The sequence below is a fragment of the Sphingomonas sp. ACRSK genome, from assembly GCF_022346685.1.
Lineage (GTDB): Bacteria > Pseudomonadota > Alphaproteobacteria > Sphingomonadales > Sphingomonadaceae > Sphingomonas > Sphingomonas molluscorum.
Window position 1 is genome coordinate 1 of sequence record NZ_JAKRNR010000054.1, and the last position, 10,424, is coordinate 10,424.

The window sequence follows — 10,424 nt, forward strand, 5'->3', positions numbered from 1 at the left end:
CATCAGGCCGGACTACGCCAGCTTATGGATAGCGCTTCATCCGGCCTGATGACCCCCTGCGTCGTGCCCGGATCATACCGTTCAATGAAGCGACAGGCACGGTGCAGACTGTCCAGATAAGAGCGGCAACTCTTCTATGACGTAGCGATTGACGAGCACCTCCTTGACGGTGAGGATCGTGTAGCGCTCCATCAGCAGCTCATTGTCGTGCCCATAGAGATGCTCGATCTTCACGTCGCATCTCAGCGCATCGCCCGGCCGCACGTCTTCTTGTCGATTCTGGAAGCGGCGCAGCCAGTTTTCATCTTCGATTTTCGCTTGGATCGTCCGCTTTCCGTGGCGGAGGTCCCATTTACTGGTGCCGAGATAATCCGGCTTCTTCACAGCCAAGATCATTTCGGCGGAGGGCTGCTCGATAGTGCGAGCGATCGCCAGTGCTTCGATGTCCTCGATGGGCCAGCGGATCGAAAGGTTCATCTCGACCTCCCCGCCCGGTGTAATCAGCAGCGCCCGGTCACCGGGTATGAGCCGCTCCTTCACGCCCTGAATATCCCGCATCGCGTTGATCAATGCGGTCGGCGAAGGGGGCGTATAATCCGGGAGGTGTCGGACGTCCGTCTCCGCGGCAATCGTCTGTATTTCGCGCCGGAGGTCCGGCAGAGACTTCGGGGCGTCCTGATCCTCCGTCCAGCGGATGACGGCGTACTTCGCCTTCACCAGGTAGGCGCCTACCTGCTTCTTCCAGTCTAAGTCTTTGAGGGCGTCATCATCGACAGCGCTGAGCGCGGTGCGCAACCACGTCTTGATCGATCCGATCTGGATGTCCTCGAGCACCATGATGGTCTCGATGTTCGCATCGATCGATTGGACGAGTTCTGCATCGAGCGCTTCGCATGCTCGGATAAAATCATGGGTGGCCGCAAAGACCCGAGAAGCCGACCCCTCGCCCTTCTTGAAATCGATTTCGAAAGCGAAGTCGGCCTTCGGAGGGGCCGGGCGCTTGGAGGTGAGTTGGACAGTGGCGGCCATCTCGGATCTATATGCCGCGGGTTATGCGCCCGCCAGCCGGAAAGGTAGCCGTCGATTACCTTAAGGTGAGTGCGGGTCACCTTAATCAGGGAGGGCGTTTCGCCCTCCCCTACGCCACGAGCCGGATAGGCCCGCACTGGTCGGGGAGCTCTGGTGGCTCCCCTTCCTCCCCTGGCGCGGCGATGCTCAGCCGGATCACCAGCCCGAGCGTCGCGCCGTCGAGATGCAGGCCTTTCACGCGCTCGACGATCGCGCGAACATCATAGCCGCGGTCGATCTTGCTCCCGATCCATTGCGCTCGCTCGCTGCGTAGGTAGCCGACGCCGATGCCCCGGATGCTGACGATCGCCACGGCGTGCGGATCGTGCGGGTTGTTCGGTTCGCGCACCAGGTCGACAATCTCGCCGGGCTCGCAGCGCCGCAACTCCTCCTGCCGGCTGGTGCCGTCATCATTGTCGTACCAGCACCCCACCGCCGCCAGGCTGAAGTCGTTCATACCCATCCGCTGCACCCTTGGAGAACAAAGACGGAACGGATATGAGCGTGAACGGCCGGAGTCGGTCAAGGAGATTCGATGATGCACATGGAACAGGGTCGCGCCGATCGAGGCGCATTCGGTGCATGGCTGCTGACGAAGAAGAGCGCGCCCGGCGCGCTGGGCGAGCTGGCCGCGGCTGCGGCCGGCGACCGCAACTTCCCGCGCAACGGCGATGCTGATGCGGTACGTGCGCACCTCAACAGGATGCAGGCGCCGGGCGAGATGTTCGAGGCGGTGGACGACGCCGAGATGGACTGGGCGGCCTATTGATGGCCGTCCGGTACAACTGGGGCCGGCGCATACCGCCAGCCGACCCTCGCGACGTGTTGCAGCTGCTGGCGGAGGAGAAGGGCGAGACGCTGGCGGGCTTGTCCAGGTGGCTCGGCCGCAGCCCGGGCTACCTTCGCGGGTTTGTGCATGAGGGGACGCCACAGGCGCTGCCCTCGCCCGTCCGGCAGCGGATCGCGAGATACTTCGGCGTGGATGAGAGACTGCTGGAGCCCCGCTAACACTCACCGCGGGCGGGGCTGCTCCGGAAGGTCCGCGTCTGGGAACCTGAGCTGTCTCGGCGCCGGAATATGCTCCAGAACCTCTACCACCGTGTACTCGTTCGTCAGACCCTTCATGGTTCGCCGCTGGACGAAGTGCACCATGCAAACCAGCACATCGTGCTTGGCGAAGCGGATTTCGTCGGTGTCGATCATGCTTAGGAAGCGCTTGTCTTCGATCTTGGCCTTGATGGGGCTTTGACCGTCGAACAGCTTCCACATGCCGTCTTCGTCGAAGTCCAGTGAGCCAATCGTAAAGGCGGCTCTTCGCTCGTCATCAACCACTACGTCATCATCGGGAGTGGGTGCCTTAAACAACGGCGCCTCCTCTTCGACAACCCGTGCGATTTGGAAACCGTGACTCTCGACGATCATCTCATCGATCCCGGGACGTTGCAGTGGGCGCATCACGAACCCCTCAACTGCCCGCCGGACCCGCACCTCCTTATAGGCGTCGAGCAGTTCGACTGGAACGTCGTAGGTCTGGTCGTCAATCGACAGGCGGAACATACCCGGCGTCAGCCTCTCGATCTTCTCCGGCTTTCGCCCCTTCAGCTTGCGGGTGAGCCATAGAAGTCCTCCAACTGCGCCGGCGCCCGTGCCGCCGAACAGGACGGTTAGAAGGTTGATCGCTGACGTGACTTGCGTTCCGGCCAAGTACTCGGTGCTGTCCTTCATCACCTGGACGACATCGAACACCACTTTGAAGCAGCCGGGCTGATGCGCCCGGACGTTCACAGCGATCTTGGCGGCCTTACCATTATAGAGGCTATTCAGTGCCTCGAACGCCTCGCCCACCGCGAGCATGGCGGGGGCCAAATCGCGCACGTTCATCTCGTGCTCGCGCAGCGCTGGGCCATCGTAGGTTAGGACAAAGTCAGCTTGCGTCACGGCGGTTCTCGGAAAGGGGCGCGGCCTTGTTAGGGCACCGGCTACCCGAAACGAAGAGCAGAAGTGCTATTTCTACCCCAAAGCACGAATGGAGCGGCCCGACGATCGGGCTACTGCACCGTCCCTCCGCAAAGGAGACATTATGGACAACGAGGCCGGCACCACTTCTTCGATCGAGGACACTCCAGGTGGCTCTCTCATTACGCAGACGGTAATTGAACGCACAGCGCAACGGCGCGCGCTTTATGACGCCGGTGCGAGCGATGGAGAAATAGCACGCATTCAAGGGTGTAAGCCGCCATCAATCCGTGGCTGGAGGGACCGCAATGGCCTGCCGGCAAACCCTCGGAAGCCGTCCGCTGTTCGCATAGAACCCGAGCGTGAACAGGCGTGGCGTGACTCATATGCCCAGGGGCTGAACGATGTGCAAATAGCAGCAGCCGTCGGGGTCCAACAGCGGACGATATTGAAATGGCGACAGCGTCGAGGGCTGCCTGCCAACATCCTGCATGGTTCGGGCAAACCTAATGAGCCTGGCGCCGCCGAGGCATACGCTGAAATGAAAAGGCGATGTGTCGCGCTATTGGAGCGAGGCGTTGGAGCCCTGATGATAGCGCGCGAGATGCAGGTGCCGGTTCAACGCCTAGATTGCTGGCGCACGATCATGCTGCGCAAGCGGCCGGAATTGCGCCGTCGCACAACTGCAAATCTACCACGGCCACAATGGCCGAGCGGGCGTCGCTATTCGGCCATGCGGCCCGAGCGGCGAGCGCGGGCATTTCTCTTGTACGCCGACGGCCGGAATGATGGCGACATCGCACTCGACCTCGGCGTCAACCGGCAACAGATATGGGAATGGCGCCGCGCACTGTCCCTGCCAGCGATCAAAGCTCCACCACGAGGTTCTGCGGCTAAGGGGAAGTTAAAGCACCCCGGGCCGCCTATCTCACCGATGTCTAACACGCTCTACGCTTACCTCGTGACGGCAGTTGGACGCGGAGTCGCACCGGATCTGGTAGACGATGCTGTGTCGGATCTGTGGCTGGCGATTGAAGAGGGTCGACTAACGATTGACCAGGTCGCCCGCCAAGCAGGACGCTACCGGAACAAGGTCGTCGCCACATACGCTAGCCGGTTCGGCCCACGGTCGCTCGACGAGGAAATAGGCGACGGCGACGGGTTCAGGATGATCGACCTGCTCCGGGATGATCGATCAGCAGAGTGGTTGGAAGAAATGGGAGCCACCGTCTGGTGACTGCTGCGGGCGGCTCCTTCCAGGTCGGGAGCGTCCTCGCCAACCGCTAATCGCGGCCGTCGATGTGCAGGCCGACTAAAGGTGCGATACACCTATTGCACTAATAGGTGCGATGCACCTATGGAGGGGCATGGCCTTACCGACTCAACAGCTGTTCACCCGACAACAGGTCGCGAAGCTCGTCGGTGTCTCCGATGACATGCTTGCGTACTGGTTGAAGCAGGGCTTGCTCGTGCCGACCACTGGCGGCGAGGGGCGCGGCAGCCACCGACGGTTTGACTTCGTGCAAGTCAACATCGCCGCTATCTTCGCTCAGATCCGGCGCTTCGGCGTAAACATCGCAGGGCTGCGATCACTTGCCGATCTTCTTCAAGCGGCGGCGAAGCTGGGAGCGAGCTACGAGCTCCACCTGTCAAATTACACAAACGCGGCCTTCCTTGCGGACACTCTTCACCGCTTTCGGCGCGGTGAGGCGATCATGATTGACGCCCACTCTAGGTCTGAGGATCCGCCGTCGGGAATGACTCGGCGAGAAATTAGAGACTGGGAAGACGAAAAAAGACCGGCTGTAAGCGAGAGCGAAATATTGGAGCACTACATCGCTTGGCGAATTGATTACGACTCGCCAGAGTCCGTTCTCGCTGCCGCTGAGCACATGGGCCCGGGACGGAAGACCGAAGCTCACGTCTATGTTGATCTAGTTTCTGAAGCTTTGTCCCCCGGATACTCGGACACATACAGCTGGCTCCTTGCTCTGGAACCAGGGGAGCCATGTCGGATTGAGTTCGGCTCCGACGGAGCGAAGTTCTTCGATAGCATTAACGCTGGCTCTCCCGAGGACTTCGGCTCGGCTATTTTCGTCCCGGTCTCCGGTATCTTTCGGAAGATGTGGGGCTTCAACTCCTCTGAGTATTACAAGCGCCTAAGGGAAGGCCGGCTGCGGGAAATGGACGCGGAGCAGATCAGAGGCCTACTCGCGGCCGCGGGCATCGCCGCCACTGTCGTGGTCCATGAGGACGAGGAACAGGGCTTCAGCATCGATTACCCAGGCTTCGAACGAAGCGCCGTACAGGCAGCCCTGAAGGGTAGCAGGTTTGAACTTAGCCCAGAGAAGGAGTCGCGGGCGAAATGATTGTACTCAACCCTCCTGCCCCCCTCCGGCACTGGGAGCTTATCACCTCGACGCCCGAGCAGCGCGCGGTAGAGACTGCAATCCGCATTGCCAGGGTGCCATTTCGGTGCGCAGAGAATGTTGGCCCGTTGGAGTGGCTGCGCCTTCTCGAGGACTACGGTGCTGACACGACATTCATTCTGGACCTGCCGGTTGGGGTGCCAATTTCAGTCCGGAGCAGTTCCGCAGACGACGAGGAAGCTCACCAAAAGATCGTCGATGGCGCTCCTGGCGTGCTCGATCTTGCGGCAACCATCGCTAAGCTGGCTGCTAATTAAACCCGGAGTCTGGGCCCTGACATGGAGGCGGAGCTATGGGCGGAGGCCCGGACGATCGAGGAAGCGCACGGCGAACTGGCGCCGGCCTGGGTGGCAGAGCAGACCGTCGCCCTCATGCGGGCCGACAACTGCGACGGCGAAGCTCGGATGCGGCGGGTCGACGTCCTGCTGACCCAGCTTCGGCACGGGCACACCGAGGGCGATCTTCCGCAGCGACACGCGCAGAAGCTCTGCTGATCGGCGGGCTCACGGTGCTGACGATCGGCGCTGGGGTTTGGGCCTGGCTTCCGTGATCTCTGCCGGGTGTGCCGGCCGAGCTTCGGTCGGAGCTTAGGTCGAGGCCAAAGCTCCGGCTTTCCTACAGGCCGCCAATGTTCCTACTCCGTTCCTCCATCGAATCAGGAGGAACCATGCGCCAAGTATCCCGCCAGCAGCTGATCGACAGCATCCGCTTCCAAGTGCAACAGCTGAGACCACAAATCCGCAAGATGCTCGACAGCCACGATCCCAAGGTGCGCGGGCAGGGCTGCGACATCATCGCCGCGATCATCACCGACAAGGCGCTCCACCGGTTCGAGATTCTGAGCAGCACGCCGCTGCCGCCGGGTGAGGTGGAGGGGTATGCGGTGGGCGGGAAGGGGTGACCGATCATTTTCGGGACGTGCCGAAGATGATCGAATCATCGGAGCTTGTCATGCAAGCTTCGGAGTAGGTCCGATGGTTAGCATGTATGGCAATGCTTGGAGCATGGATGCTATGAACCTCATTACTGCTGAGGGTCAATGACGCGGCGGCCTGGTCCCTGTCCCAGGTGTGCCATCATCGCCTTGGTGAGCCGTTACCCCACCAACTAGCTACTAGCCGGCGAACGGCGCGAGGGAATTACGCGCGTCCGCCGCGTCATGTGCTGCGGTAGGAGGCCTAACCACCCGGTCTAGCGCCACAGCGCGCCGCCCGTATCGAAACGGATGCCTTCCCTGCGTGTCCGGTCGCTTGCTTTACAGCCACCGCAGCCCCTTTTCCTACCACGCCGCGCCTGCTTGACAAAGCGAAAAGGGCTTGGGTGCGCGAGTCGCGGGTGGTATGGTGTGCGGGCTGCGGCGGCGACCAAGAAGGGTAGAACTGTACGGAAGCCGAGCGAGGGAACCCGTAAGGGAATCCGCCCTGTCAGCCGGGTTTGCGCTCCGGCCCGCAGCATGAGCGGCCTTGGTCTAGTGGCTGGGCCTCAGCCTTCCAAGCTGATGAGGCCGGTTCGATCCCGGCAGGCCGCTCCATGACACCGGATCTGGGGTGTCGACGCTGCCTCGACACCCTGCGACTGGTAGACCCCGGCGGCAGGACGCCGCACCGCCGGACTTAGGCGGCGCTGGAGCAAGTTGAGCGCCGGGTTAGCGCGTCACTGGCCTAGCTACCTCCCCGGACACCGAAACCCCAGCACCACCCCCTGCGACGCCAGCGAGCGGCAGAGGCGGCCGCCGGCGCGCGAGATGCGCTCGCCCCAGAGCTCCACATCAGCGGAATAGCGCGCGGCCGCGGCATCGTCCGTCACGATCGTAACCGGCGGCTTCGGCTTCGGCTCCACCACAGCCTGCACATCAACCGCACTGATGCTTATACTCAGCACTGGCGGTGGCGCCGGCCGCCCGCAGGCGCTGGCAGCCAAGAGCGCGGGTAGCAGCGCCAGGAGCCTTGCCCGGCTCGCGCGCAGCGGCTTTGTCGATAGCATCGGTCATGTCCTTTCCAAGCGCGTCGATCGCCTGTTCGTCGGCGGCGCGCTCCATTGCGGCGTTGCGCTCGGCCTGAAGCTGGCGTTCGGTCATCTCGCGGGCGGCGCGTTCTGCGGCGAAGGATGCCTCGGCTTCGTCAGCGCGCGCGGTTTCCGTCTGGCATGCGTGCAGCAGGAGGCCGATAGTTACGGCCACCGCGATACCCACAGTCGCCAGCACGCGGGTCGTGGTTGGCAGGCCGGGGAACAGCCACAGCCCCGCCACGATGGCAGCACAGGCGGCGAGGGCGATCCACAGCCACCAGTCCACGGCGCCGAGCAGGGAGAGCGCCCAGGCGATCATGCGTCCGTCTCGCGCACCGTCACCGGGTCGTCGGGTGTGCCGGACGGACCCTCGCTGGCAGGCGCGCTCGCAAGCCGCTCCGACTGCGCCTTGATCGTGGCGGCGTCATCGCTCGACCGGGCCGCGTCGATCGCCTTGGTGACAGCGTTGGCGGTGATCGGCAGCAGGCCGCCGAACAGCGCATCGACAAGCCGCTGGTTCGGCTCGGGCACGACCGTAAAGATCACGGCAAAGCCAAGCGCCACGGTGGACAGGATCAGCAGCGCGGCGATGCCGTAGCGCCAATGCTTGTCGGTGTCGAAGGCGGTCATGACCGGTAGAACTCCGCTTCGGCCGCGCGCCGGATCGTCAGCCCGTTGAGCACCTTGCCCGCCTGCTTGTTCCAGCGCGCGAACTGTGCGGCAGCACTGGCATAGTCGCCGGCCTTGTGCAGCTTGAGCAGCGTGCTGTTCCGGAGCGCGCCGATCCCGATGTTGTAGGCGAGCGACACCATCGCGTCGAACTGCCCCTGTGTGACCGGGGCACCGTCGAGCGCCGTCAGAACGCCGGATGCGAACTCCTGCAACTGCGCCGCGAACCGCGCCTCGCACTGCGCCACGGTCCAGATCGTGCCGAGCGCAATGTCGGGTCCGGTCGAGCCATAACCGATCGTCGGCACGTCGTCGGGCGTTGGCAGATACGCTTCGACTCGGCCGTCCGATCGCTTCCGTGCGAGCCCTTCGGTGTTGCGGACGAACAGAACGATGGCGTCGGACGGAACCATGCCGCTCTCCTTTGGAACGCGCAGGGTGTCGAGAAATGCGTGGACAGAGGCCACGTCGGCGACCGTATACGGCTTATTGCCGCGGGCGCCTTTGATGGCCGCGAAGATTGGGGCTCGCGGGTCGCTCATTCGCCCACTCCTCTCACCCGGCTCAACCTGGAAATGTTTTCGGCGAGCGGTACGGTTTCACTGTCGCTCGGCATCGCTGCCGGCTGCACGGTTTCCAGCAGCACTCGCGCCTGCCGCGCGATCGAATTGCCTGGGTCGAGCCGCTCGATCTCGTCCACCACCAGCTTGCTGATAAACCGCAGCTGCCCGATCTCGACGGTCTGCGACGCGATCTTCGTTTCGGCCATCGTCAGCCGGCGGCCGGTCTCGTCCTTGGAGACCTTGAGCGCCTCGATGTCGCGCCACATTTCGGAGCGCAGCTTCTCGTCTGCGTCGACCTCGATCTTGCGGTTCGGCGCCCGGCTCTTGATCCACGCGACCATGATCGCGCCCAGCCCGAGCGCGTTGATAATTCCCATGATGGCGCCCCAACCGAACGGCAGGCCTCCGAGGCTGTGCCCTGCCATCAGCGATCCCCTTTTTGATAGGACAGGCTCATGCCGCCCATGACGACAGCCAGTGCCGCCGCGGTGCCCCGGCTGAGGCCGTCGGCGTCGGCCAGCATGAACGACAGGCGGTTGAGCGCGAGGATGGCGACCAGCGCCCACATCGGGTCGAGATAACGACCGCGCCGCCGCAGCAGGCGCCACACGGCGGGCAGCAGGCAGGCGATGCAGAAGCACCACGCGGCGACGCTGAGGGCGAGGGGGAAAGCCGTGGCGAGCACCGTCAGCCCTTCGGCCGCGTCGGCAGGGTCGAGGTCGGCGTCGGGGTCGGCTTCGGGGGCTGGGTCGGGATCTGGTCGGACATGCTCGTTCTCCTGCCGGGGAAGCGCCGAAGGTCGCGTCAGTTTTGCTCGTGGGTGCTGGCACGGCCAAGCTGCAGTAGCCGAACAGGAGCCGGAGCTAGCCCAGTACGTCGCCACCCCAGATGCCCCCGGCAGGCGCGTGCAGAGTGGTCGCGCCTTCGGTAATCGAAGCCGCGGGGTAATGCGGGGCGGTGAACACCACCTGCGACCCCGTTGCCACCTGCGACGACAGCGGCATGCCGCCGGCGCCACGCAGCGTGTAGACCTTGCCGTATTCGGTGCCTGAGATCGTCACCGTCTCGTCACGGTAGATCGTCAGGCCCCGCACCGCGGCATCGACGCTCTCGTTTTTGCCGATGCCGATCGCAATCCCGTAGGGGAAGGTATCGTCGGTGAGGTCGAGTTGCTTCTCACCCTCGACATAGACGCGGTGGCGCTGGCCCTCGACAACCAGCTTGATCCGCATTGGCTGACCGGCGACCGCGCGAATGTCGAACGCCGTGCCCGACCTGTTGAGGACCGTCTCCACGCCATCAACGATCTTGGCAAACGAAGAGGCGAACCCGGCCGTCTCTTTCCTTCCAGTGTCGAACCTGATGCGGTAGCAGTTCTCCACCCCAGCCGCCGACTGCATGCGGTAGAACAGATCGATGCTGCCGGACTCGACTTCGGGCGTGATTGCGAAGTTCGCGACGAACGACGAATGCGTGAAAGGAAGGTAGATCGTGCTCGGGACCGACCTCTCGACCTTGTAGTTGTCGACGATGCGGGATGCGTTCCCCGTCGATCCGTTGCGGATGGCAACGCCGCCCGCCTTATTCAGAGTGGCAAGCTGGCTCGCGTTCGTGATCGTCGCAGAGACGGTCTGGCCGTTCGAGACGGTAGTGATGGTACCGTTGCTGATCGTCACCGTCGCCGTGAAGTCAGCGCCTTGGGGCACGATGCCGGTCTGGTTGAAGATGGCGA

15 protein-coding genes and 1 tRNA gene are annotated in these 10,424 nt (G+C 63.3%); 7 read left to right on the forward strand and 9 right to left on the reverse strand.

Going from position 1 to position 10,424, the window contains the following annotated elements; all coding sequences use genetic code 11:
* Positions 1–81: 81 nt before the first annotated feature.
* A complete protein-coding gene (locus MHZ35_RS17020; RefSeq protein WP_239436731.1) occupies positions 82–1,029 on the reverse strand; it encodes a hypothetical protein in 948 nt (315 codons plus the stop codon).
* A gap of 109 nt (positions 1,030–1,138) precedes the next feature.
* Entirely contained in the window at positions 1,139–1,525 is a 387-nt protein-coding gene (locus MHZ35_RS17025) for an HIRAN domain-containing protein (RefSeq protein ID WP_239436732.1), read from the reverse strand.
* A gap of 78 nt (positions 1,526–1,603) precedes the next feature.
* Between MHZ35_RS17025 and MHZ35_RS17030 the strand changes: the two genes are divergently transcribed.
* A complete protein-coding gene (locus tag MHZ35_RS17030) occupies positions 1,604–1,837 on the forward strand; it encodes a hypothetical protein (protein WP_239436733.1) in 234 nt (77 codons plus the stop codon).
* Positions 1,838–2,079: 242 nt separating this feature from the next.
* Here the strand turns inward: MHZ35_RS17030 and MHZ35_RS17035 are convergent, their stop codons facing one another.
* Positions 2,080–3,006, reverse strand: coding sequence for a hypothetical protein (locus MHZ35_RS17035; RefSeq protein ID WP_239436734.1), 927 nt, complete (start codon positions 3,004–3,006; stop codon positions 2,080–2,082).
* Positions 3,007–3,148: 142 nt separating this feature from the next.
* On the opposite strand from MHZ35_RS17035, the gene MHZ35_RS17040 reads away from it, so the two are divergent.
* The 6 genes from MHZ35_RS17040 to MHZ35_RS17065 all read left to right on the forward strand — a co-directional run bounded on the left by MHZ35_RS17040 (position 3,149) and on the right by MHZ35_RS17065 (position 6,984).
* Positions 3,149–4,261 (forward strand): helix-turn-helix domain-containing protein, encoded by a 1,113-nt coding sequence (locus tag MHZ35_RS17040; RefSeq protein WP_239436735.1) that lies wholly within the window; start codon positions 3,149–3,151, stop codon positions 4,259–4,261.
* Between the two features lie 130 nt (positions 4,262–4,391).
* On the forward strand, positions 4,392–5,393 hold the full coding sequence (locus tag MHZ35_RS17045; protein WP_239436736.1) for a helix-turn-helix domain-containing protein: 1,002 nt from the start codon (positions 4,392–4,394) through the stop codon (positions 5,391–5,393).
* A complete protein-coding gene (locus tag MHZ35_RS17050) occupies positions 5,390–5,710 on the forward strand; it encodes a hypothetical protein (protein WP_239436737.1) in 321 nt (106 codons plus the stop codon). The genes MHZ35_RS17045 and MHZ35_RS17050 overlap by 4 nt, the downstream gene beginning before the upstream one ends.
* Positions 5,711–5,731: 21 nt before the next feature.
* The gene (locus MHZ35_RS17055; protein ID WP_239436738.1) at positions 5,732–5,947 is read left to right on the forward strand and encodes a hypothetical protein; all 216 of its coding nucleotides are present in this window, start codon (positions 5,732–5,734) and stop codon (positions 5,945–5,947) included.
* A gap of 173 nt (positions 5,948–6,120) precedes the next feature.
* Entirely contained in the window at positions 6,121–6,354 is a 234-nt protein-coding gene (locus tag MHZ35_RS17060) for a hypothetical protein (RefSeq protein WP_239436739.1), read from the forward strand.
* 556 nt (positions 6,355–6,910) lie between these two features.
* A tRNA-Gly gene (locus MHZ35_RS17065) sits at positions 6,911–6,984 on the forward strand.
* 321 nt (positions 6,985–7,305) lie between these two features.
* On the opposite strand, the gene MHZ35_RS17070 is transcribed toward MHZ35_RS17065, so the two are convergent.
* From MHZ35_RS17070 to MHZ35_RS17095, 6 genes are all read right to left on the reverse strand, one after another.
* Complete coding sequence (locus MHZ35_RS17070; RefSeq protein WP_239436740.1) at positions 7,306–7,779, reverse strand: hypothetical protein; 474 nt, start codon at positions 7,777–7,779, stop codon at positions 7,306–7,308.
* The gene (locus MHZ35_RS17075) at positions 7,776–8,090 is read right to left on the reverse strand and encodes a hypothetical protein (protein WP_239436741.1); all 315 of its coding nucleotides are present in this window, start codon (positions 8,088–8,090) and stop codon (positions 7,776–7,778) included. The genes MHZ35_RS17070 and MHZ35_RS17075 overlap by 4 nt, the downstream gene beginning before the upstream one ends.
* Complete coding sequence (locus MHZ35_RS17080) at positions 8,087–8,542, reverse strand: lysozyme (RefSeq protein WP_239436742.1); 456 nt, start codon at positions 8,540–8,542, stop codon at positions 8,087–8,089. The genes MHZ35_RS17075 and MHZ35_RS17080 overlap by 4 nt, the downstream gene beginning before the upstream one ends.
* 125 nt (positions 8,543–8,667) lie before the next feature.
* Positions 8,668–9,117, reverse strand: a complete 450-nt coding sequence (locus MHZ35_RS17085; protein WP_239436743.1) for a hypothetical protein — start codon at positions 9,115–9,117, stop codon at positions 8,668–8,670.
* On the reverse strand, positions 9,117–9,377 hold the full coding sequence (locus tag MHZ35_RS17090; RefSeq protein ID WP_239436744.1) for a hypothetical protein: 261 nt from the start codon (positions 9,375–9,377) through the stop codon (positions 9,117–9,119). The genes MHZ35_RS17085 and MHZ35_RS17090 overlap by 1 nt, the downstream gene beginning before the upstream one ends.
* Before the next feature lie 178 nt (positions 9,378–9,555).
* On the reverse strand, positions 9,556–10,424 hold an 869-nt coding region (locus MHZ35_RS17095), incomplete at its 5' end, for a hypothetical protein (RefSeq protein ID WP_239436745.1).

Bases quoted from the DNA above. Each gene is read 5' to 3' on its own strand.
- MHZ35_RS17085 (WP_239436743.1), bottom strand. From the start codon at position 9,117: ATGGCAGGGCACAGCCTCGGAGGCCTGCCGTTCGGTTGGGGCGCCATC.
- MHZ35_RS17025 (WP_239436732.1), bottom strand. From the start codon at position 1,525: ATGAACGACTTCAGCCTGGCGGCGGTGGGGTGCTGGTACGACAATGAT.
- MHZ35_RS17070 (WP_239436740.1), bottom strand. From the start codon at position 7,779: ATGATCGCCTGGGCGCTCTCCCTGCTCGGCGCCGTGGACTGGTGGCTG.
- MHZ35_RS17040 (WP_239436735.1), top strand. From the start codon at position 3,149: ATGGACAACGAGGCCGGCACCACTTCTTCGATCGAGGACACTCCAGGT.
- MHZ35_RS17030 (WP_239436733.1), top strand. From the start codon at position 1,604: ATGATGCACATGGAACAGGGTCGCGCCGATCGAGGCGCATTCGGTGCA.
- MHZ35_RS17080 (WP_239436742.1), bottom strand. From the start codon at position 8,542: ATGGTTCCGTCCGACGCCATCGTTCTGTTCGTCCGCAACACCGAAGGG.
- MHZ35_RS17055 (WP_239436738.1), top strand. From the start codon at position 5,732: ATGGAGGCGGAGCTATGGGCGGAGGCCCGGACGATCGAGGAAGCGCAC.
- MHZ35_RS17075 (WP_239436741.1), bottom strand. From the start codon at position 8,090: ATGACCGCCTTCGACACCGACAAGCATTGGCGCTACGGCATCGCCGCG.
- MHZ35_RS17020 (WP_239436731.1), bottom strand. From the start codon at position 1,029: ATGGCCGCCACTGTCCAACTCACCTCCAAGCGCCCGGCCCCTCCGAAG.
- MHZ35_RS17050 (WP_239436737.1), top strand. From the start codon at position 5,390: ATGATTGTACTCAACCCTCCTGCCCCCCTCCGGCACTGGGAGCTTATC.
- MHZ35_RS17045 (WP_239436736.1), top strand. From the start codon at position 4,392: ATGGCCTTACCGACTCAACAGCTGTTCACCCGACAACAGGTCGCGAAG.
- MHZ35_RS17060 (WP_239436739.1), top strand. From the start codon at position 6,121: ATGCGCCAAGTATCCCGCCAGCAGCTGATCGACAGCATCCGCTTCCAA.